Genomic DNA, 21,434 nt, shown 5'->3' with positions numbered 1-21,434 from the left:
CAGTCTCTTAATTCTATAGTAGAATTGCACTGCAATTTTTCTAATTTTTACTATTTTATTTGGGGGTGCGACGCTGGAATTAGATTTTGCTTTGCCTGAGGACGACAGCTTTTTGTTTGAGGTTTACGCCGATACAAGGCGTGATGAGATGGATGCTTGGGAATGGCCTGTAAGCCAAAGAGAAGCCTTTTTGCGTATGCAGTTTGAGATTCAAACAAAGTCTTATGCTATGCAGTTCCCGGGGGCTGTAACGCATGTGATTAAGCATGAGGGGAAGAAAATTGGCCGGATGATTGTATCTGCGAAACCTTCTATTCGTCTGATTGATATCTCACTTCTGACGGCTTATCGCAATAGGGGATTAGGGATGGCGGCTATAGAGAGTTTGCAACAAGAAGCAGCTGCATCAGGCATTCCAGTTGAGCTCAGCGTTCTTTGGCATAATCCGGCGAAAAGACTGTATGAAAGACTTGGCTTTAAGGTCATGGGGGAAACTTTCCCTTATCTTTCGATGATCTGGCTGCCAAACAATAGAGAGGAGAAGATAATATGAGTGATCAGTATCTTGGAGAAATTCGTATGTTCGGCGGTACTTATGCGCCATATGACTGGGCGTTCTGCAATGGGCAATTATTGCCTATCAGTCAATACGAGGCTTTGTATACTTTGCTCGGCACAACTTACGGAGGTGACGGCCAATCGACATTTGCACTGCCAGACCTTCAAGGTAGAATACCTGTACATGCGGGGAGAAGCTCCGCATCTGGAAATACATTTGTGGTTGGACAAAAATCAGGAGTAGAATCCGTTACATTAGTTAATACTCAATTGCCTGCACACACCCACATCGCAAATAGTTCAAATCTTGCAGGTACTACCAAGAGTCCCGAGAATGCGTTCTGGGCAGTCAGCACAGTAAATCAATACGCAGATACAGCACCAAATGTTCAATTAAATCCTGCAGCTATCGGCGTTACTGGCGGAAACCAGCCGCATGATAATGTGATGCCTTTTACCGCTGTATCTTTTATTATTGCACTTAATGGCATTTTTCCTTCACAAGGATAGAACTTATTAAGATAAGGAGGAGTTATTATGGCAGAACCATTTGTTGGCGAGATCAGACAGTTTCCGTTCAACTTTGCTCCAAGAGGCTGGGCGCAATGTAACGGACAACTGCTTCCGATTCAGTCGAATCAAGTTTTATTTTCTATTTTGGGTACAACCTATGGCGGTAATGGGATCAACAATTTTGCTCTTCCGAATTTGCAGGGACGTGCTCCTGTACATCCGAATTACACAACTGGAACCATCCAGTTAGGACAATCGAGTGGGGAAGAAGCGCATACCCTGACAGTTAATGAGATCCCTCAGCATACTCACCAAGCAACTGGGGGATCGGACGCAACACTATCGACTCCTGCAAGTAAGACATGGGGGTCACCATCAAGCGTACAGCCTTATGGGTCAGCTGGTAACTCAACAATGTCTCCTAATGCCATTGCTGCTTCAGGTGGCAGCCAGCCGCATACCAATATGCAGCCGTATACGGTCATCAATTTCTGCATTGCATTAAATGGGCTATACCCGTCTAGAGACTAGAAGAAAGGGCTGAATACTATGGAACCATTTGTTGGGGAAATTCGATTGTTTGCAGGGAACTATGCACCAAGAGGCTGGGCGCTTTGTAATGGACAAATAATGGCCATTCAACAAAACACAGCTTTGTTTTCATTACTTGGGGTTAACTACGGCGGTAACGGTCAAACAACCTTCGCATTGCCTAATCTTCAGGGCCGTGCACCGATGCATTGGGGAAGCGGAGCGGGACTTACTTCTAGAACGGTTGGAGAGATAGGCGGAGAATCAGGTGTAACTCTGCAAACTACGGAGATGCCTGCCCATAATCACCTTGCGAATGCGGAATCGGTATCTAATAAAACGGACGCAGCAGGTGATATTTGGGCGACTGCCGGTGCGCCTGGCCGCGGCGGTGCTCAAAATTATTCAGAAAAACTTGATTCACCTATGAATCCAATGGCAGTTGGAGTTGCCGGCGGCTCTCAGCCACATAACAATATGCAGCCTTATACTGCACTTAATTTTATCATTGCATTAGAAGGAATCTATCCTCCAAGATCTTAGTATTAATGAACAAAGCCCCGGCCAATGAATTGGCTGGGGCTTTGTTGTAAAGCAATTAACTTTATGGTTCATCCATCGCATCTGGGAGTGCATCATAATCATCATCGCCTGGATAGTCACGGCCGAGGTCTTCGTGAAGGGAGCTGTTCTCATAGCCGTAAGGCTTCGACGAACGTTGATCGATACGCCAAGGTCTGCTTTTGCCGGTTGGTCCAGTAATACTGGAGCCGTAAGAACCGTCTGGAAACTCCTCATGCGAGAGATCATTTCGCTGTGATTCCACTGTTGATAAATCTGAATACTCGTTGTGATCGTCGTTGCTAAACTGATTCATCCGAAATCTCCTCCTGAAATGGCATAAGTTTGAGCTTACGCACTTCAGTGTACCCCTGATTAATCGGTAAAATTCACCGTTCCGACCACAAAATATAAAAACTGGGCGAGCTCGGCTGCCTCTTCCTCTGACAGCTTAAAGGTATATTCCAGATATCCTTCTTGCTCCAAGTCATCCGGTCCAATAATGGCCGTACGTCCCGCCTGCAGGTCGGTGACAAGCTTCTTGCCATAAAATCTAGCAGTAGACATAATAGCCAGGTCAAACCGCTTCAAGCTTGGCGTAATAAAGGTGACGAATCTAGTAGCTGTATCTTCCGTTGTATCGGACATAAAATCATAATCAGGCAGCAGCATGTTGTAAAGCCTCCACATCTCGTTTCCACACATTATACATGAAGAAAACGCTTGTAAGAAAGAGATGGTTATGATAGCATGAAATTAATCGAATTAACTGACCGTGAGGAAGCACCTCTCTTGCAATTTTGCAGGAGGGGTGCTTTTTTTTGCGTTCTTGTTCATTCGCGTGAATAGCCAAACTTAAATTAGAGGAGTGAAGGCAAGGTGCAAATCGTTTTTTTGAACACATTTGAGAAACCCTTGAATGACGGTGCCATTGTGAGTGCAAGGCTGTCGATTTGTGAGAGGGATGGTATTTGGGCCGTATTATGGTCGGAAGGCTCGGAAGAGACGGTAAGCTGGTTTGAAGGTACCTCATGGGAAGAGATGATGATCGGATTCCGTCATGGTGTGGCGGTAAAGATGGGCGAAGGCTATACCCCCGTGGTAGACGGCATGCTGGAGGAGAAACGGGGTGGAGCGGGCAGCTTCTTATCGATGCTGCAATGTTACGGTGAACTGCATACAAAGCCGGAATTATTTGAAGCCCTACGTGAGTGGCGGCGCAAAAAGGCTTTAACAGAGAAAAGGACAGCCTATCTCATTGCAACGAATCGGATGTTATGGATGATTAGCAGCTTTGTTCCGTATTCAGCGGAAGAGTTGCTGCAAATTCCAGGCTGGGGTGAGCAAAAGCATGCTTCTTACGGACAAGAAGTGCTGGAGATTACAGTGCTGCACAGCCGTGAAACCGATTTCCCACTCAAGTGGGTTGCTGAGAAGCTTGACCCAACGGCTTATACTCAATGGATGTACAAGCAGAAGGAAGCCAGATACAAGAATGATATGATCCGTCAGCAGCAGAAGAAGCGGATCTTGAGCTTTGTCTTTGAAGATGGTTCGATGGAGCAGCTGCAGTCGGAACTGGAGCTGCCTCGTCGTGAGATTATGGACCGGATCGAGCAGCTTGAGACGGAAGGTTATGATTTTGAACCCCTTATAGCCAGAGAGCTTGCAGATATGCCGGATACGGAGAAGCAATTAATCTGGGAAACGTTCCGCCAAGCAGGCGACCGTTATTTGAAGCCTGTTCTGCAACGTGTATATGGTGAGGATGGCGTGAAAGACAAACAGATGGATGTGCTTTATGAAAGGTTGAGGCTTGTTCGTCTTCACTACCGTAAATCGGCGAAGCAGCAGGCGATGTAATAGATTTAGAAGCGAAGCGCCCTGTCAGACAGATCATGTCTGAATCAGGGTGCTTCCTTTATCCCATCAGGCCAGATTGGCTCCGCATATCGGATCGTGGCACCGGAGTCGCAAGGCAAACCGGTTTCATATGACAAATTACCTATCTGCTCAACTACTGTGTTGCGAAGAGAGGTGGTGTCAGGGCTCCCCCCACTTCTTAAATAATCCAAGACAGCTGGAATAACGGTCAGCGCATCTTCCATAGCCCGATCCAATAAGGTCCAAGCGCTTTCCTGATGGATGATCGTCTTGTCCGTTGGATCGATCCAAGGCAGCTCCGCTTCATTAAGAACATCGTAAGGTACGTATTTTCGGAAAACAAATGGTTCTATTTGACCAAAGGTGACCGATCGCTTAATGGCTGTAGGATCATGGAACAAACGTTGCGCACGCGTCATATCACGAATGGCATTATTCCAATCCTGAGCACGGATAAACGGCACTAATTCGCTATAATACTCGCTTGTAATGGTCTGGAATGCCTGGATGATCGTATCAGGCAGCCGGCCTCCGATATCAATCTTTTTCCAGACAGGCGTCTTCCATGTTTCAACTTCCCATAGCTGTCTCGCAATCAACGTATCCATCATGACCTCGTAACGCTGATGATCCCATTTGCGGAAGCCTGATTTGCTGAATACGAAAGGATGCATATGCCGGTCAAGGACATGGTGCAGAATGAAGCCAAGTGAATACACAACTGCAGGATCAGGCTTCTTGGTATCAGCCAATCTTCCATGAATGGAATCAAGCAGTTTCATAATAACGGGACCGCAGCTCCGATTATGCATTTCCGTGCCTAGCTGAATCATGGCTGACTTGCCCTGCCAAGGAAGAAAACGATGATAAAACAAAAAATCAGGGCCTTGGCAGCCCATATGAAACAGACGATTATTTTTTTCCAAGTGTACAAAGTCGGTTTCTTGAAGGCTTTCAAGTACTTTTTGGCCAAAAATAAGATGGGTCCAAACGTTCGGCATGCGAGAAAACCTCCGATTTTTGTCAAAATTAGTATGAGAAAGTGACTAATTGCGTAGGTCTTAAGGTTCAATAATAACAATATTAGTATACTTGTCCTACATATTTCAGTATAATGGAAATTAGAATAGACCACGCGCGAATTTTGTCGAAAAGGAGCGGTCCCGCTAATGAAGGCAGAATACATTAATCCATTTCTTGAAGCCGCAACGATCGTCATTGAACAGGTGATCCAGATTCGGCCTTCCACAGGTAAGTTAGGCCTGAAGAATATCGAAATGGTAGAAAATCATATTTGGATTCAAATTGGGATTAACGGACAAATGAATGGTGATATTGTATTCGGGTTAAGCGAGCAGGTGGCTCTGAAGATGGTCTCAGCCATGATGGGTGGATTCATCATCTCTGAACTGGACGAGATCGGCCGCAGTGCAATATCTGAGCTTGGCAATATGATTAGCGGAAACGCAAGCACCATGCTGTACAATCAGGGTGTTACTGTCGATATCACACCACCAAGAATTATTCAGTCGGTACAAGGCTTAACGTCTGGTAAGGCTTTATCTGTTCCACTAATCATGGACGGCATTGGGGAATTTGATATTCAAGTGTTAGTCGCATCGTAGCATAAGAAGCAGCTCCTTAGGGAGCTTTTTTTTTGCTTATCGAGGGCTGATCAAGTACACTGAAAAGATAGAGATTGAGAGAAGCGAATGCAGGTGATGATAAGTGCTTAAGGGGAAAATTGTCCTTATTTCTGGGGCTTCCAGCGGAATTGGAGCCGTCACGGCCAAGCAGCTTGCCAAGCTTGGAGCCATCCCCATTTTGACCGGTCGTAATCTGGAACGTCTTCGCAAGCATGCAGCTGCTATCGGTACAGCCTGCCCCATGTATCAAATGGATGTAACGGATATGAAGCAGGTGGAGCAAACGGTTGATGCTATAGTTGCGAAGTACGGCAGAATTGATGTCTTATTGAACAACGCGGGATTTGGGAAATTCGAGACATTCGTGGAAGCGGATGTAGAGAGCTTCGAGCAGATGATGGATACGAACTATATGGGCGTAGTCCGCTGCACGAAAGCAGTGCTTCCTTACATGCTGAAGCAGGGAAGCGGACATATTGTTAATATCGCTTCCATGGCTGGGAAGATCGGTTCCTCGAAGTCGACGGGTTATTCGGCGACCAAGCATGCAGTGCTGGGCTTTACGAATTCTCTGCGCATGGAGATGAACGGAACAGGCGTTACGGTCTCGGCGGTAAATCCAGGCCCGATTCGGACCGAGTTCTTTGACGTAGCTGATCCGTCAGGAAATTATGTGAAAAATGTCAGCTGGTTTATGATGAAGCCGGATTATGTGGCTAATCAAATTATTAAAGTGATGGAACGCCGGAAAGCCGAGGTAGATTTGCCGAAAACAGCGGCTGTCGGTATTAAGCTATATCAGCTGTTCCCGCGGATAGCCGACCGTATATTCGGCGGTTGGTTTAATCGAAAATAGCGGTGCGATAAGAGAGGAAACAATATGAGTCAGAAAACATGGATTGAACTAGGAATTTCAAATGCGTTAAGCGAGAAGCTTGAGGCAAATAGTATAAAAGTACCATCGGCCATTCAAGCCGATGCGATACCTACTTTGCTGGAAGGGCGGGATGTATCCGCACGATCGCAAACAGGTTCAGGTAAGACACTTGCTTATTTACTGCCGATGCTGCAGCAGTTGAACGCATCATCAAACGCTATTCAAGCGATTATTTTGGCGCCGACGCAAGAGCTTGCCATGCAAATCGTACGGGTAGCCGAAAGTTATGCGGAGCCGCTCGATTTGCGTGTTCAGCAGTTAATCGGCGGCGCAGCGATGAAGCGTCAGATCGAGAAGCTGAAGCTTCGTCCGCAACTTGTAATAGGTACACCAGGACGAATCCATGAGCTGCTTAAGCTGCGTAAGCTGAAGCTGAGTGAGGTCCGTCATATTGTCATTGATGAAGCGGATCAGGTGTTCGAGCTAGGATCTACGCGCGAAGTAGAGACCATACTGTATGCGATGAGCCAAGAGCGCCAGATGGCCTTCTTCTCCGCGACTTATCCCGATGTGATGTCACGTTTTGAGAAGCGCTGGATGAAGGACCCTGTTCGTATTCAAATTGCGCCAGAGCAGCGTGTATCGGAGACGATTGATAACTTCTATGTCGTATGTGATAAGAGGGACAAACCGGATGTAGCAAGAAGAATCGTACGTATGCTAAAGCCTGCATCTGCGCTGTTATTCTTGAACGTGACCGAAAATATTGCGAACTGGGAAGCGAAGCTCAGCTATGAAGGCTTTACGGTTGAGACTTTGTATGGCGATGCGGATAAACAGCGTCGTGCTGCGACATTGACAAGGTTCAAAGACGGCAGATGTCAGTTGTTGATTGCAACCGATGTAGCAGCAAGGGGACTTGATATTGAGGGTCTTCCACTCGTAATTAATCTGGATCCACCGATTGATGCGGACCATTATGTTCACCGTGCAGGGCGTACTGGCCGGATGGGCCGGACAGGAACGGTGATTTCACTCATTACACCGCAAGAGCGGTTCATTATGGATAAATTCCGTAAGTCGCTGCATATCGAATTGCCGGAAAAGGCGATGTATAAAGGGAAATTTGTATTGCCTAGTGAACTCCCTGACAAGTCGGATGCCTCAACACGACCAGCTCCACGGAGACAAGCTGAGCCGCAGGCTTCTGTAAGCACTCGTGCAGCAGCTCCCCCGCAAAACAGCAGGGAATGGGAGTCGCTCTTGAAGGAACAAAAGAAATCCAAACCAAAACAGACCGAGACACCGGCACCTGCGCCAGCGCCGCGTGCAAAGCAAGCTCCAAGCAAGCAGGAACGGCTTCGGGACAAGAAAGACAAGGGCGCTCCAAAATGGCTGAAAGCCAAACGTGAGAGTAAAGAGAACCAATAGTTAGAAAATTATTTTATAAGCCACCCTCCCAAAACAATTAACCCTCGACGAAACGTATAGGCGAAGGTACAAACGGAAAAAAATTCCGTAAATTGTTTAAGGGAGAGTGGCTTTTTTATGACGAAACGAACGGTATGGAAAAAAACAGCAATATCATCAATGGCATTGCTTATGCTTGCAGGTGGTGCATCGTCAGCATTCGCAAACGGCAGCCATAACGGTAACGGCGGAGGAAAAGGCGACGACCGTGATAACAACAAAGAAAAGCATGAAGTTCAAGTTAAATGGAAATTTAACGATGAAGAAGATATGAAATGGGCGACAGAATATATTATGCGTCTGGCATCGAAAGGCGTATTTACTGGTTATGAGGATGGTACGTTTAAACCGAACCAGCAAATTTCCCGCATCGAAACGATTGTAGCTGCGGTTCGTCTGATGGGACTCAGAGAACAAGCCGAGTCAACAGCAGAAATGAACACGGAGCTGAACTTCAAGGACGCAGATCAAATTAAGAAGAAATATCCTTGGGCAGTAGGTTATGTTGCTGTCGCAGTAGAAAATGACCTGTTCTCTGAAACAGATTTTGAAGTGAAACCGCAGCAAAGTGCAACTCGTCTGTGGGCAGCAACTATTCTCGTTAAAGCGCTTAAATTGGAAGATGAAGCAAAAGCGCTCAGCAATACGAAGCTGGACTTTAAGGATGCGAAGAATATCCCTGCCGGATCTGTTGGCTATGTGGCACTCGCTATCAAGAAAGGCATTATTACAGGCTACTCGGATAAAACATTCCGTCCGAACCAACCGGTATCAAGAGCGGAGCTTGCAGCCCTGCTTGACCGTACGGATTCCGAAATTCCGGATAATGATGGACTAGCTATTACAGGTAAGCTGAAGGCAGCAGCCTCAAACGGTCAAATTACGATCGCTCAAACAAACGGTACGGATTTGACACTGAGTCTGGATCCGAATGTATTTATTTTTAGAGATGACAAGAAAGTAGCTGTCAGCGCACTGAAAGCTGGCGACGAGGTTCTTGTCCGCACTTATCAGAATAAAATTGTATTCATCGAAGTAACGAAAGAAGTAGTTGATGAATCAAAGCTTTTTGAAGAAACAGGCAAAATCAGCACCATTACTTACAATGCAAATGGCAAGCTTTCTACCATCTCCATTGTGCAAGAGGAAAACAATAAAACAACGGTAACGATCTATAATGTTGCAGAGAACGCAATCATTACCGGAGACCGTGATGATCTTGTAGCCGGACATCAGATTAAAATCGTTGGTAAAGATGGCGTGATCGCAGGTATTACAATTTTATAAGTTTAAACATAAGCAGGCATTCTTTTCCCTTGTGGAAAGGAATGCCTGTTTTTTTTGATATTAACGCTGTAATTCGGTATGCTTGATAGATAAAAAGCAATTTATCTATTGTAATTGAAGGTGATGGTTAACATGAGCGAACCTATTCTGCAAGTTACAGGCTTGACTGGCGGTTACAGTCCGCGAAGACCCGTTCTTCATGATGTGAATTTTGAGGTCCGGGCAGGGGAAATGGTTGGTTTGATCGGATTAAATGGCGCAGGGAAAAGCACAACAATTAAGCATGTCCTTGGTTTAATGAAGCCGCATCAGGGAATTGTGAAAGTCGATGGCGTGACGCTGGAGGAGAATGCAGAGCGGTACCGGTCTGCTTTTGCCTATGTGCCTGAAACGCCAGTATTATTTGATGAACTGACGGTAGAAGAACATTTGCGCTTAACAGGCATGGCCTATAATGTAGCAGAACCTCAATTCGGTGTGCGTCAGGATCAACTTCTAAACGAATTTCAGATGACGGCCAAACGTGCCGCTTTTGCTTCCCATTTATCTAAAGGGATGAAGCAGAAGGTAATGATTATGAATGCACTGCTGGCTGAGCCGCCGCTGTATATGATTGATGAACCGTTTCTTGGACTCGACCCGCTTGGTATCCGATCTTTGTTGGAGAGGCTAGTTGAGGTTAAGAAAAGAGGCTCGGCGATCTTGATGAGCTCTCATATCTTAGCAACGGTGGAGGCCTATTGTGATCGTTTTATTATCATGCATCAAGGCCGAGTTGCCGCATATGGCACGCTGGATGAAGTATGCCAGGCTGCAGGTGTTAAAGCGCGGGGCGGCGCGCTGGAGGATGCCTTTTACAAGCTGGTTACTGAGCAATGAGCGGGGCACTATTAGAGAAGTTATGGCTGAAGAGGTCGAGTGAATTCCGCAAAGAAGTAACTCCTTACTTCGGCTATATGGCGCAAAGCGGCTTCCCGTTATTTATGTCGTTTATCGTGTTGTCTTCGGCGTTTGGTTACATAAATCTGATTCGAGATTTACCGGAGCATTTTCCTATTACACTTGTCGGGATCCTTGCGATGTTTCCCGTCTTAAGCTGGAGTCCGCTCCGAACTTGGTTAACTTCTCCCGATCTTGTCTTTCATATGCCTCGGGAGGCAGAAATGGGCAGCTATATGCGGAGATCCTTCCGCCGTTCGGCAATCCTAACTTCCTTGCTGGTTGCAGCTGTTCTGCTGCTCTATTGGCCGATTTATCGGCAGGGAGATAGTGAAGCGGGCTTCTGGGTCTTGCTCCTGTTTGCGGCTGTTATCCGGGCGTTAAACCTATGGGGAGGATGGCAGGAAAGAAAGCTGGCCTGGTCAGGTGTTAGACGGCTGCTCCGGTTCCTTCGCTGGGCAGCAAATACTCTCACGCTGGCTGTATTGCTGACATGTCCGCCATGGCAGGCGGCGTTGTTTTTACTGCTGCTCATTGCTTTGTTCGTAGTGCTGTACCGGCTGCCGGACAAGCACTCGTATCCATGGGAAAGGCTGATTGAAGAAGAAGCCCGAACGAGAAGAAGCTACTATTTGTTCTTTGGCTTATTTATTGATGTACCTACGATGCCTTCTCGTTCAGCCTCCAGAGCTTATCTAGCGTGGATCCTGCGGTTTATTCCGAATCGGCATCGTTTGACCTATGTATATTTGTACACGGCATCGCTTGTCCGGACAGAGATTGGCGGCATCATGCTGCGGCTGGTTGTATTATTTGCATTAATTTTGTATTGGTTCGCTGAAGATGTCTGGCTGTCTGGATGGGGCGCTGCGGCGGTGTATCTCGTACTGCTGCAGTTAATCGCCGTACAGCTTGCAGGCCTCCGACATGCTCATCGTTACTCCGTGTGGCGCCATGTTTATCCGCTGCCTGAGACGGAGAGAACAAGCAGCCTCCTGCTTGTTGATCGCTGGGCGATGGCGGTTGTCGCCTTCCTCACTTGGCTGCCAGCGGCCATTATGCTTCTGGTCCAGGGCCTTGTTGTTCCGGCTGTCGTTGCGCTGGTGATCGCGTATGTGCAGGTTCTGTTCATCCGACCGGGGCGGTTACGGCGTAAGTTGGTTGATGACGACGAAGAGTAACGGTTAAAGAGCAAACTACGCATTCGAATGTTCTTCCGAGCACCATTGCTCAGGAATTCCCTAGAACAATTGGAATAGGGTTGGAATCCCTTCACAAAAGCGCACGCTAAAGCTTTCTGAAAGAAAGCTGCTTCGTAAGCATAAACTCTGCTTCTACAGAATCATTCGAAATGCTTCATTTGATTTTAACCGTGATAAAAAAACAAAACGGTCGTGCAGGAATGAACCTGCACGACCGCTTTTGTTTTTTATGAAGGAAGCGATTAGCCGATTAGTTCGGTAACTGCTTTGTAGATGGTGTCGAACAATTCTTCGAGGTTAGGCTCTTCGATACAAGAGAAAGCAACACGAAGATCGGTTTCGCCAAGCGCAATAGTACCAATTCCGTATTCGTCGAGGAGACGGGTACGAACGGCTTCTGCCGATACGCCATTGAGCTTGAGGCACATGAAGTATCCGGAGTTGAATGGATAGTAGCTCCACACTTCACCGTAACGGCCGCTGTCGAGCAGCGATTTTACTTTATTGGCACGTTGCTTCATCACATCATATTTTTCTGCTTTTTGCTCATCGAATTCTGGTGATTGCAGCGCACGCAGGACGAAGGTTTGTGATGGATGTGGACCACTCGAGATCGTAGCACGGATAATGCCCATCGTTTTTTGCTCAAGAGCAGCCAGTACTTTATCAGAAGTAGAGGCGAAAGTAATGAAGCCTACGCGGAAGCCCCATACATACTCTTCTTTAGTTGCGCCGTCAACTTTGATAGCGAGGACACGTGGATGCAGGTCAGCAAGCTTGCCGAACAGAGATTCATGCATCGAATCTTCAAAGAACAGGCCGAAGTAGGCATCGTCGGTTACCGCAACTACATTAACACCAGCTTCTGCAGCATCACGGATTGCAGCAACAATCTCATCGCCTTCTTGTGGATCTGGCGAATAACCGGTAGGGTTATTCGGGAAATTGAGGACAACAATGGCTTTGCCTTTGTCCTTCTGTCTGAGCAAGGCTTCACGCAGACCAGCACTATTGAAACGGTTATCTTCATTGTAGAGCGGATATTCAACGATTTGGGCGCCGCGGCGGATGCCAAATGTTAATTCATAGTTTTCCCAGTTCTTGTTCGGAATAATGACAGCATCTCCTACATCTGCGAACAAGTCAGCAACAATACTCAGTCCATGCGTCAATGCATTCGTAGCGACAGGGTTGCTGAAATTTTTACCTTCAAGAGAAGGGTTTTCTTTAATCATCTTCGTGCGCCATGCAGCGCGCAGCTCCGGCTTACCAGCAGGAGGTGCATATTCATATATATCTTTTGGATCGTAAGAGGATAACGTGTCTTGAATGACCTTCAAGTGCATTGGCTGGCCATTTTCTATTGCAATGCCGATTGTGGCGTTAAATTTCTTAGCCTTGGCCTTTGCTTCTGCGGATTGGCTGAGTATGCCTTCTTTCGGGAAATAAATCGCTTTTCCTAAAGCGGACAACATGTCATAGACGTTCGGACTTTCAGTAGCGAGCGTCTCATTCAACTGCTGAGCAAGTGGGTTCATGGACTTCATTCCATCCTTCCGGGAAATCAATTCGTCATTTAACGCTTATCGGGTGCTATTATAACATTTTTTTAATAAAGCAAACCATCCAAAAATGCAAATTTTTTTGTCTTTTGTGCAAACGAGTGTCTCAGAATGCTTGCGCGGGAGATTGAGGCTGTTGTATGATGTCCGCAAGAACGCCATTTTTCACTGAAAAACGACTTATAACAACATGCTAATGTTGATTCTTAGATATCCTTTTAGGAGGAAACCCATGCTGCACTTATCTCCAGATTCGTACATTAAATTGCCGCCTATTGCCAAGATCGTTTGTGAACCAGGCTGGAAATGGCAACGGCGGGAAAAGCCGATGGCGAACTATGATTTATTTTATGTATGGAGCGGAGAAGGGGAAGTGGAAGTTAACGGGACGACGTATCCGGTTGGGAAGGGGAGTTGTTTTTTATTCCGGCCCGGCGATTATACGAGCGCTACTCATAATCCCCAGAAGCCTCTTGTACTGACTTATATCCATTTCGATGTACGCGAACCGGTACAGCTTGTGCCGGAGCGATACCGCAAATTAAATGATACCGTTGACTTTGAATATTTGTTGTCACGTTATGTTAGGCTGTTCCTCGTAGAAACATACGCAGCCGAAGAAGAAGCGCTTCTTGTGTTGAAGCAGCTGATGATTCATCTGCTTCGGGAGGATCGAGAGCTGCCGATTGAGAAGAAAGCAAGTAATCAGTTGACGGAAGCTATTCATGAGGTGGCGAATTTCGTGAAGCAGCATCCAAGTGTTGCTCATCGGGTCGAGGATTTAGCGATGCGCGCGCAGCTGTCTCCGCGGTACTTCTCCGTAAAATTCAAAGAAATGATAGGTATGTCGGTGCAATCCTACATGATCCGGACAAGGATTGAGCGTGCTCAGCATCTGCTTATGCATGAAGGCATGAATGTAACCGAAGTAGCGGATGCGCTTGGCTACCGAGATATCTTCTTCTTCAGCAGACAGTTCAAACAATATACAGGACGCAGCCCATCCGAAATTCGTTAACCAAATAACAAAAAGGCGCCACAGGAGTTCAATCCTGCGGCGCTTTTTGTATTTACTGTAAGCCATTCGAGCAGAAATGGCGTCACTACTGTCTATTAAACATAAGTTGATTGGTTAAGTGCTAATGGAGCAATTTGAATGATTCTTGAGGAGCGCAGCGCCCGCCTTTGTTTTGGGATTCCCCCTTATATAGACTAATTCAAGGAATCCCAAAACAACAGCGGTCGAAAGAACATTCAAATGCGCAATTTGCACTTAAAACTAATCAACTTCACACCAGCTCCCCGAGCTTTTCACCCATCCGAACCTTCAATCCAAGAGCAAGATCCTGCCTTGGTACAAAGGTATCATCTTCTGTCAGCAACACAACTGTCGAACCGAATTCGAAGTAAGCGAGTTCTTCGCCTTTCTTCACGTTGTCATGAATGGGCTCGCAGTACCGGATACTGCTGACATTCATTGCACCAACTTTGACAACGGCCGTTTCGCCTCCGGCGTGCTTGATGTATGTAATGAGCCGTTCATTGCGGCTAAGTACTCGGCGCATGCGCCGAAGACCAAAGTCATTGACCGGATATACTTTGCCGAGCACATGCTCACGCTCCACAATACGTCCGTCAACGGGGGTATGTATTCGGTGGTAGTCGGTTGGACTTAAATATAGAACGATGTAATAGCCGTCAAGATAATGGCCCGCACGTGGCGAGCGATTAAGAAGCTCTTCGATCGTATAGTCCTGACCCTTCACATTCACAATCGTACCGGATTTAATCGGACCAGCGCCCGTTATTAGAGCATCAACTGGACTTACAAGAGCAGTAGTCTCTTCGTGTATAACCCGGGAACCTGGCTTCAGACGCCTGGTGAAAAATTCATTTAATGTGCTGTATTCATGCAGCGGCTTTTCCGCTTCGTCTACTTGAATCTTGTACATGTTGGCGAATCTTGGAATCCACCCTCGGCTAGCCTTCGATTGTGCGAAGCGGCCGGTTAATTTGGAAATCCATTTGCGCGAACTAAGTTCCGTCATGGCTTGAAATAACCATCCCATCATGCCCGCACCTTCACGTCCTTTCCTTGCATCTTGCCTTTCGATGTTCTCCGAACAGTGTGACACAACCGGCTTTACAAATCAATAGTACCAGACGTTCTACCGTAGGCATCCGCTCAACCTTGTGGCAAGACGTTAATGGTCAGCGTATGCTAACTGCAAATTGATAACGAAGGAGGCATTCCTTCGAAATGTCGCCTGTAAAAGTGGCATTCGTCACGCCTGGAGCCTTTCCAATTCCATCGGGGAACAGCAGCTCCGTTGAACGGGTTGTAGAAAAATTCGTTCCTTTGCTGCGTCCTAGTGTTGAACCTCGTATATATGGGAAAATTGGGCGTAATTTGCCCCGCAGAAGCCTGGTGAATCATGTCGTATGCGAGAGATTTCCTGCTGGCAACAAATCGGCCTATCTTGTTGATGTAGGACACGCCTTGAAGAAATTTAATCCGCAAATTATTCAAGTCGAGAATCGTCCCAGCTCCGTGTTGAAGCTGAAACGTGCGAACCCCAAAGCGGAAATTTGGCTGAATCTACATTCTTCTACCTACATCAGTCCAAGACATATTTCTGAAACAAGTCTTCGCAAGAGCTTTTTAATGGCAGATCGGATTATTGTAAATAGTGAATTTTTGAGAACTCACTTGGTTACCAAGGTACCTGAAGCAAGGCATAAAATCCGCGTCGTGTACCCGGGAGTTGAGACGAAACGTTTCCCATCCCGCTATTCGTCAGAGGGTGAAACAGCCCGTAAATTCCATCGCGAGCAAAAAGGACTTGTCCATCGTAAGGTTGTCATTTTCCTCGGCAGATTGATTCCGCTTAAAGGTGTCCATCATCTGCTGGCCATCGTGCCAAAGCTGGCTAAAGTTCATCCCGATCTTCTGGTTGTTATTGTAGGCAGCCCCTTTTACGGTTCTCACCGTTCAACACGGTATTCACGCAAGCTAATGAAGATGGGTGAACAGTACAAGAAGCATATCCGGTTCGTGCCTTATGTGCCTTATTCCGAGGTGCCAGGCTGGTTTATGGCTGCCGATCTAGCTGTTATGCCATCCGGTAAACGGGAAGCATTTGGGCTTGTAAATGTAGAGGCCATGGCGACAGGCTTGCCGGTTATCGCGACACGGGCAGGTGGTATGCAAGAGATTATCCAGGACGGCGAGACGGGATATCTTATTAACCAAAAGAATATTAAGGCTGAGCTGACCGAGAGACTGCTGTTATTGCTTCATAACACTTCCCTGCGCAGACAAATGGGCCTGAGGAGCAGGGAACGGGTAGAGCAGTTGTTCACATGGGAGCATACGGCCAAACGATGGTTGAGGATTCAAAGAAATGAAGTGGATATGAGGTCCCATGATCATGAGGGGCTTATTGATGAGACAATTACTCCTGACTCTAATCATGGGAATATGGCTGATAACGATGAAGTAATCAGCTATGAAATGTGCTTCGAGAACGTTAATTTGTCCAAAGATAAATAGGATTTCTGCAACAAGGACGGCAGGTTTACCTGCTGTCCTTTTGTTCGTCTAATCGGAAAACGGTGTAGCGAGCCCATGGGTAAGAGCATATAGTGAAATAACTTTGAGGAGGAAGAAAGAAGGAGAGGTCAATGACTAAAGGCAAATCTTCAAAAAACGCCAGAGGGCGTAAACCAAGTTATTATGTCGATAATCCCAATGCTTCGGAATTAAAGTGGCTGGATGAATTAAACCGCAAAAAAAATACGGTGCAGCAGCCTGTTATTAATCGCACTGTTCCGCAGCCTCAACCGCAGCCTCAACCGCAGCCTCAGCCTATGCCGGCAGAACACAGAACGGTTAATATTAACGCTATTGCTCCTGTAGAACTGGAGCTTCAAGCGGAGACGCTCGAAATCCCTGCATTGACGGAAGAATTGATCCTTATTGCCGATGCCTCCTCATCGGCTGAAGTGAGTGACGTGGAAACTGAGCGGCTTATAGAGGAAATCACTTCGTATCATGCAGTTCCAGAGCCCGAGCTCAAGCCTGTACCTGAACCTGAGCTGCAGCTGCAGCCTGAGCCTACCTATGATCAAAAGCTGGATAAACTGGTTGAAAAGCAGGATCTATACAAACCGTTCCCGTTCATTTATACGGATGATATCGTGGATGGCGCGGTTTCGAGCGGCAAGCTCGCCGCCTATTCGGTTGACTCGGATAATCTGCGTCCAGGCAGCGTTACATCATCTACAATCGCCGATTATGCGGTAAATAACATTCATCTTGGTCCTGGTGCGGTGACGGGAAATAAAGTTGCACCTTCTGCCATAACGGGCAATCATCTGTCGGACAGTTCCATTACTGGAGACAAAATCGTTGATTCTTCTATAAACGGCAGCAAGCTGGAAGATGGGAGCATTACATCTGAAAAGCTGGCTGACAGGACGATTGACTCCAGCAAAATTGCTGACGGCTCAATAAACTCGAGGCATCTTCAATCTTTTCTAATTACAGAAGAGCTGCTCGACAAACAGTCCATCTCTTCGGAGAAAATTCAGAACAGCGCTGTTCTGACGGAGAAAATTGCGAACGAAGCAATTACGAATTCAAAGCTTGGTGAGGCTTCGGTAACTCATTCCAAGCTTCGGGATGGAGCTATTACGGGAAGTAAACTAGCTTCGGATACGATTGAGTCTGTTCATCTTAAGCAAGGACTGCTGCTGGCTGAGCATGTCTCGATTGGAGCTATTCTGGGGAAGCACCTGGCTCCAGGCGCCATCGCACAAGAGCATTTGGCGGAAGGGGCAGTGGGCACCGAGGCCCTTCAACCTCAATCCGTAAACGCCGAGCGAATAGCACCCGGAGCCGTTAATTCTACCCATCTTCAGCCGGAGGCTGTAACAGGCGACCATATTGTTGCTGGACAGATCGGCAGCAAGCATCTTGGAGATCAAAGCATTATTTCGATCAAGCTGGCTAACGAAGCGGTTCAGACTCGGCATATTGGCCGCAGCAGTATTGTTTCGGACCATATTTCTATCGGACAAATTGAACAGCGCCATATTGCTCATCAAGTCGTTTCCCGTCAACATCTGCAATCAAGCTCGGTCGGCAGGGAGCAATTGCAGGATGGCTCTGTGAAAAGTGAAAAAATCGCTCCTCAAGCGATTAATTCGGAGCATTTAAGCGACTCTGCAGTTGGGACTTCTCAGCTCGCTGACCAATCCGTAACCGATAAAAAAATTGCCGATGGCGCGATAAAAAGCTCAAAGCTTGCCGCCGGTGCAATCGAAACCAACCATCTGAAGAATGAGAGTATCACCTTCCAAAAAATTGCGCCGGATACGATCCGTGCTTATCATTTTTCTCCAGGTGCAATTACGGAAGAAGCGATATCTCCTGAAGCTGTAACCGGGGAGCATTTGAAGCCAAAGCTCATTGAGAAGCAGCACTTCGCGAATCAAGCGGTTGGTACGGATGCCTTACAGGACTTGTCCATTACAAGTGGGAAGATCGCATTTGGAGCGATTACGGAATTCAACTTAGCACCTAATGCCGTCCATCTGCATCACCTGGCTGATTATGGCATCGGTTCGCAAAAAATTGCTCCGGAATCGATCACAACCGATAAACTTGCCGAGTTTAGTGTAACATCGTCGAAGCTCGCTGAAAGCAGTGTGAATGAACAGCATATTGCATCAAGCGCGGTTAATGCCGAGGCTATTCAGGCTTCCTCCATTCATGGAGGTCATGTTCAGTCGTTTGCTATTGATAGTCAGCATTTGAAAAATGGTGCGGTTCAGTCTGAGCATCTCGCAGGCGAAGCGGTTACCGAGCAGCATTTGTCAGGCAGCAGCGTGAAGACAGAACATTTGTCAGATCTGTCGGTGACAACAAGCAAGCTGGCTTCACAATCCGTTACTAGTGATAAGCTTGCGGATTCCAGTGTGACATCGTCGAAGCTGGTCGATGGAAGTGTACTCTCGAATCATATTGAGGCCGGTTCTATTCATTCTGAATTAATCCGTCCATCAACCATTACATCGGAGCATCTGCAAGCTGGGATCATTCATTCCGAGCACATGGGCTATCAATCGATTACGGAAATGAATCTGTCGTACGACATTATTAATACGGATCATATTGTCGATCAGGCAGTGACTTCAAGCAAGCTGTCCAAGGACTCCGTCACAACCGAAAAGTTAACGGATTCGAGCGTAACAGCCTCCAAGCTGGCCGATGGCAGCGTAACGGCAAGTAAACTTGCAGAGGAATCGATCTACTCTGAACTCATCCGTCCTTTATCGATTCAAGGAGATCATATTCAGTCCCTCTCAATTAGCTCGGAGCATCTGCAGGATAGTATTATTCATGCTAATCATATCCGTAATGGTGCGGTGGGATCAGATGCTCTCTCCAACTATTCGATAACGGCATCAAAACTGACAAAAGAGGCAGTTCAGTCGAGCCATATCAGTAATGAAACGGTGCTGAGCAGGCACTTGGCTAATGAATCTGTGCTGGGTATTCATATCGGAGCAGAGAGCGTCCGTTCCATCCACCTGTCGGATGAAGCGGTAACAGAAGCGAAGCTGGCACCAAATAGCGTTGGTGAGGCGCATATTCAAAGTGGAGCGGTACATGCGGAAGCTTTACAAAAAGAAATTGTTGGTACGGAGCATCTAGCCAATGGTGCTGTTCTAGAATCGAAGCTTTCATCCCTATCGGTCAACTCTCGTCATATCCAGCTTCAATCTATACAAGATAAGCACTTGACGCCAGGAAGTGTAGATGAGAGTAAGCTGCAAAATGGGGCCGTTACATCATCTAAGCTGGCTGTAGATACGGTATCAGGCGATCACCTGAGGCTCGAGACCATTGCGAGCAAGCATATTAAGGCGGATTCTATCCAAAGCTATCACCTTCGCAAAGGTACGGTCTCATTCGAACATTTGAGCGCGGATGTTCTTAACGAATTTAAGCCAAAGATCATCACGAGCGAGCAGCTGACGGGCGGGATTATTGACCATTCAAAGCTTGCTGATGGCAGTGTAACAAGCCGTAAATTAGGCGACGAAACTGTTACCACGGAAAAACTGGCAGATGACAGCATAACGAGCCGTAAGCTCGTGGATGAGAGTGTTACGAGTGAGAAGCTGGCAAGCGATAGCGTTACGACCGACAAGCTTGTAGACAGCAGTATCATTAGCAGCAAGCTGGCGGGCGATAGCGTAACGAGTGAGAAGCTCTCAGACGGGAGCATTATAACTAGCAAGCTGGCGGACGAGAGCATTACAAGTGGCAAGCTAGCAAGTGAGAGTGTTACAACCGATAAGCTGGCAGAAGGAAGCATCTCGAGCAGCAAGCTGGCTGATGAGAGCGTCACAAGCGAGAAGCTGGCTGAGGAGAGCATTACAAGCAGCAAGCTTGCGAGTGAGAGTGTCACAACCGATAAGCTGGCAGGCGGAAGCATCATAAGCAGCAAGCTCGCTGATGACAGTGTCACGAGCGAGAAGCTTGCAGATGAGAGCATTATAAGCCGTAAGCTGGCCAACGAAAGTGTCACGACTGAGAAGCTTTCCGACGGAAGCGTAACTAGCAGCAAGCTGGCGGATCAAAGCTTTACAAGCGAGAAGCTTGCGGACGGAAGCATCACGAGCAGTAAGCTTGCAGATGAAAGTATCACTAGTGAGAAATTTGCAGACGGAAGCATTACAAGCCGTAAGCTTGCCGACGCAAGTGTGACGAGTGAGAAGCTTGCCGACGAAAGCATCACAAGCCGAAAGCTCGTAGACGAAAGTGTCACGACCGAAAAGCTGGCCGATGAGAGCGTCACAGGTGATAAGCTTGCGATCGGGAGCATAACGAGAAGAAAATTGGCCGACGAAAGTGTCGCAACTGATAAGCTTGCGGACGACAGCGTCACAAGTCGTAAGCTGGTAGACGAAAGTGTCACAACCGAGAAATTGGCGGACGATAGCGTCACAGCTGATAAGCTTGCGGATAGCAGCATCACAACTAACAAGCTGGCAAACGATAGTGTGACAAGTGAGAAGCTGGCTAATGAGAGCATCACAGGTGATAAGTTATCAGGGGAAAGTGTCACGACTGAGAAGCTCGCGATCGGCAGCGTAACAAACAGCAGGCTGACAGACGAAAGCGTAACGGCGGAGAAGCTGTCAGACGATAGCATTACGAGCCGTAAGCTGGTAGATGAAAGTGTCACGACTGAGAAATTGGCAGACGAAAGCGTCACAACTGATAAGCTTGCGGATAGCAGCATCACAACTAACAAGCTGGCAAACGATAGTGTGACAAGTGAGAAGCTGGCTAATGAGAGCATCACAGGTGATAAGTTATCAGGGGAAA

General features: G+C 47.1%; 19 protein-coding genes. 14 read left to right on the top strand and 5 right to left on the bottom strand.

Annotated features, from left to right (window positions below; all coding sequences use genetic code 11):
* Positions 1-112 precede the first annotated feature (112 nt).
* Genes AC0YNT_RS22995 through AC0YNT_RS22980 form a run of 4 tightly spaced genes read left to right on the top strand, consistent with a single transcriptional unit; the run spans position 113 to position 2,145 of the window.
* Positions 113-553, top strand: a complete 441-nt coding sequence (locus AC0YNT_RS22995) for a GNAT family N-acetyltransferase (protein ID WP_475806710.1) — start codon at positions 113-115, stop codon at positions 551-553.
* Positions 550-1,068: a phage tail protein gene (locus tag AC0YNT_RS22990; protein ID WP_475806709.1), complete on the top strand. Its 519-nt coding sequence runs from the start codon at positions 550-552 to the stop codon at positions 1,066-1,068. The genes AC0YNT_RS22995 and AC0YNT_RS22990 overlap by 4 nt, the downstream gene beginning before the upstream one ends.
* A gap of 27 nt (positions 1,069-1,095) precedes the next feature.
* The gene (locus AC0YNT_RS22985) at positions 1,096-1,602 is read left to right on the top strand and encodes a phage tail protein (protein ID WP_475806708.1); all 507 of its coding nucleotides are present in this window, start codon (positions 1,096-1,098) and stop codon (positions 1,600-1,602) included.
* Positions 1,603-1,620: 18 nt separating this feature from the next.
* Entirely contained in the window at positions 1,621-2,145 is a 525-nt protein-coding gene (locus AC0YNT_RS22980) for a phage tail protein (protein WP_475806707.1), read from the top strand.
* A 61-nt stretch (positions 2,146-2,206) separates the two neighbouring features.
* Here AC0YNT_RS22980 and AC0YNT_RS22975 read toward each other — a convergent pair whose 3' ends face one another.
* Positions 2,207-2,479 carry a hypothetical protein gene (locus AC0YNT_RS22975; RefSeq protein ID WP_475806706.1) on the bottom strand — a complete coding sequence of 91 codons (273 nt, stop codon included), beginning with the start codon at positions 2,477-2,479 and terminating at the stop codon, positions 2,207-2,209.
* A 59-nt stretch (positions 2,480-2,538) separates the two neighbouring features.
* On the bottom strand, positions 2,539-2,835 hold the full coding sequence (locus AC0YNT_RS22970) for a DUF3055 domain-containing protein (RefSeq protein ID WP_475806705.1): 297 nt from the start codon (positions 2,833-2,835) through the stop codon (positions 2,539-2,541).
* Between the two features lie 207 nt (positions 2,836-3,042).
* On the opposite strand from AC0YNT_RS22970, the gene AC0YNT_RS22965 reads away from it, so the two are divergent.
* On the top strand, positions 3,043-4,026 hold the full coding sequence (locus AC0YNT_RS22965) for an HRDC domain-containing protein (protein ID WP_475806704.1): 984 nt from the start codon (positions 3,043-3,045) through the stop codon (positions 4,024-4,026).
* A 44-nt stretch (positions 4,027-4,070) separates the two neighbouring features.
* On the opposite strand, the gene AC0YNT_RS22960 is transcribed toward AC0YNT_RS22965, so the two are convergent.
* The gene (locus tag AC0YNT_RS22960) at positions 4,071-5,048 is read right to left on the bottom strand and encodes a zinc dependent phospholipase C family protein (RefSeq protein WP_475806703.1); all 978 of its coding nucleotides are present in this window, start codon (positions 5,046-5,048) and stop codon (positions 4,071-4,073) included.
* 168 nt (positions 5,049-5,216) lie between these two features.
* Here AC0YNT_RS22960 and AC0YNT_RS22955 point away from each other — a divergent pair, with 168 nt between their 5' ends.
* The 6 genes from AC0YNT_RS22955 to AC0YNT_RS22930 all read left to right on the top strand — a co-directional run bounded on the left by AC0YNT_RS22955 (position 5,217) and on the right by AC0YNT_RS22930 (position 11,447).
* Positions 5,217-5,672 (top strand): chemotaxis protein CheX, encoded by a 456-nt coding sequence (locus AC0YNT_RS22955; protein WP_475806702.1) that lies wholly within the window; start codon positions 5,217-5,219, stop codon positions 5,670-5,672.
* A 103-nt stretch (positions 5,673-5,775) separates the two neighbouring features.
* A complete protein-coding gene (locus AC0YNT_RS22950; RefSeq protein WP_475806701.1) occupies positions 5,776-6,549 on the top strand; it encodes an SDR family NAD(P)-dependent oxidoreductase in 774 nt (257 codons plus the stop codon).
* Positions 6,550-6,573: 24 nt separating this feature from the next.
* Positions 6,574-8,001, top strand: a complete 1,428-nt coding sequence (locus tag AC0YNT_RS22945) for a DEAD/DEAH box helicase (RefSeq protein WP_167282355.1) — start codon at positions 6,574-6,576, stop codon at positions 7,999-8,001.
* A 117-nt stretch (positions 8,002-8,118) separates the two neighbouring features.
* On the top strand, positions 8,119-9,327 hold the full coding sequence (locus tag AC0YNT_RS22940) for an S-layer homology domain-containing protein (protein ID WP_475806700.1): 1,209 nt from the start codon (positions 8,119-8,121) through the stop codon (positions 9,325-9,327).
* Positions 9,328-9,459: 132 nt separating this feature from the next.
* Positions 9,460-10,206 (top strand): ABC transporter ATP-binding protein, encoded by a 747-nt coding sequence (locus AC0YNT_RS22935; RefSeq protein ID WP_475806699.1) that lies wholly within the window; start codon positions 9,460-9,462, stop codon positions 10,204-10,206.
* Complete coding sequence (locus AC0YNT_RS22930) at positions 10,203-11,447, top strand: ABC transporter permease (protein ID WP_475806698.1); 1,245 nt, start codon at positions 10,203-10,205, stop codon at positions 11,445-11,447. The genes AC0YNT_RS22935 and AC0YNT_RS22930 overlap by 4 nt, the downstream gene beginning before the upstream one ends.
* 263 nt (positions 11,448-11,710) lie before the next feature.
* On the opposite strand, the gene AC0YNT_RS22925 is transcribed toward AC0YNT_RS22930, so the two are convergent.
* The gene (locus tag AC0YNT_RS22925) at positions 11,711-13,006 is read right to left on the bottom strand and encodes an aminotransferase class I/II-fold pyridoxal phosphate-dependent enzyme (RefSeq protein ID WP_475806965.1); all 1,296 of its coding nucleotides are present in this window, start codon (positions 13,004-13,006) and stop codon (positions 11,711-11,713) included.
* A gap of 256 nt (positions 13,007-13,262) precedes the next feature.
* Here AC0YNT_RS22925 and AC0YNT_RS22920 point away from each other — a divergent pair, with 256 nt between their 5' ends.
* The gene (locus tag AC0YNT_RS22920) at positions 13,263-14,048 is read left to right on the top strand and encodes a helix-turn-helix domain-containing protein (RefSeq protein WP_167279552.1); all 786 of its coding nucleotides are present in this window, start codon (positions 13,263-13,265) and stop codon (positions 14,046-14,048) included.
* Positions 14,049-14,319: 271 nt separating this feature from the next.
* Here AC0YNT_RS22920 and asd read toward each other — a convergent pair whose 3' ends face one another.
* On the bottom strand, positions 14,320-15,102 hold the full coding sequence (gene asd / locus AC0YNT_RS22915; protein WP_475806697.1) for an archaetidylserine decarboxylase: 783 nt from the start codon (positions 15,100-15,102) through the stop codon (positions 14,320-14,322).
* Between the two features lie 188 nt (positions 15,103-15,290).
* On the opposite strand from asd, the gene AC0YNT_RS22910 reads away from it, so the two are divergent.
* Together AC0YNT_RS22910 and AC0YNT_RS22905 are read left to right on the top strand one after the other, a co-directional pair.
* Positions 15,291-16,583, top strand: a complete 1,293-nt coding sequence (locus AC0YNT_RS22910) for a glycosyltransferase family 4 protein (protein ID WP_475806696.1) — start codon at positions 15,291-15,293, stop codon at positions 16,581-16,583.
* A gap of 131 nt (positions 16,584-16,714) precedes the next feature.
* A partial coding sequence (locus AC0YNT_RS22905; RefSeq protein WP_475806695.1) for a hypothetical protein occupies positions 16,715-21,434 on the top strand: 4,720 nt, incomplete at its 3' end.

It is taken from the genome of Paenibacillus sp. J22R56 (assembly GCF_056269375.1).
Note: the sequence above shows the minus strand (reverse complement) of the source record. Positions and strands in the feature narration are given on the sequence as shown.

Excerpts from the sequence above, each read along its gene's own strand:
- AC0YNT_RS22990 (WP_475806709.1), top strand. The coding sequence starts at position 550 with ATGAGTGATCAGTATCTTGGAGAAATTCGTATGTTCGGCGGTACTTAT.
- AC0YNT_RS22985 (WP_475806708.1), top strand. The coding sequence starts at position 1,096 with ATGGCAGAACCATTTGTTGGCGAGATCAGACAGTTTCCGTTCAACTTT.
- AC0YNT_RS22980 (WP_475806707.1), top strand. The coding sequence starts at position 1,621 with ATGGAACCATTTGTTGGGGAAATTCGATTGTTTGCAGGGAACTATGCA.
- AC0YNT_RS22975 (WP_475806706.1), bottom strand. The coding sequence starts at position 2,479 with ATGAATCAGTTTAGCAACGACGATCACAACGAGTATTCAGATTTATCA.
- AC0YNT_RS22970 (WP_475806705.1), bottom strand. The coding sequence starts at position 2,835 with ATGCTGCTGCCTGATTATGATTTTATGTCCGATACAACGGAAGATACA.
- AC0YNT_RS22960 (WP_475806703.1), bottom strand. The coding sequence starts at position 5,048 with ATGCCGAACGTTTGGACCCATCTTATTTTTGGCCAAAAAGTACTTGAA.
- AC0YNT_RS22955 (WP_475806702.1), top strand. The coding sequence starts at position 5,217 with ATGAAGGCAGAATACATTAATCCATTTCTTGAAGCCGCAACGATCGTC.
- AC0YNT_RS22945 (WP_167282355.1), top strand. The coding sequence starts at position 6,574 with ATGAGTCAGAAAACATGGATTGAACTAGGAATTTCAAATGCGTTAAGC.
- AC0YNT_RS22940 (WP_475806700.1), top strand. The coding sequence starts at position 8,119 with ATGACGAAACGAACGGTATGGAAAAAAACAGCAATATCATCAATGGCA.
- AC0YNT_RS22935 (WP_475806699.1), top strand. The coding sequence starts at position 9,460 with ATGAGCGAACCTATTCTGCAAGTTACAGGCTTGACTGGCGGTTACAGT.
- AC0YNT_RS22930 (WP_475806698.1), top strand. The coding sequence starts at position 10,203 with ATGAGCGGGGCACTATTAGAGAAGTTATGGCTGAAGAGGTCGAGTGAA.
- AC0YNT_RS22925 (WP_475806965.1), bottom strand. The coding sequence starts at position 13,006 with ATGAACCCACTTGCTCAGCAGTTGAATGAGACGCTCGCTACTGAAAGT.
- AC0YNT_RS22920 (WP_167279552.1), top strand. The coding sequence starts at position 13,263 with ATGCTGCACTTATCTCCAGATTCGTACATTAAATTGCCGCCTATTGCC.
- asd (WP_475806697.1), bottom strand. The coding sequence starts at position 15,102 with ATGATGGGATGGTTATTTCAAGCCATGACGGAACTTAGTTCGCGCAAA.
- AC0YNT_RS22910 (WP_475806696.1), top strand. The coding sequence starts at position 15,291 with ATGTCGCCTGTAAAAGTGGCATTCGTCACGCCTGGAGCCTTTCCAATT.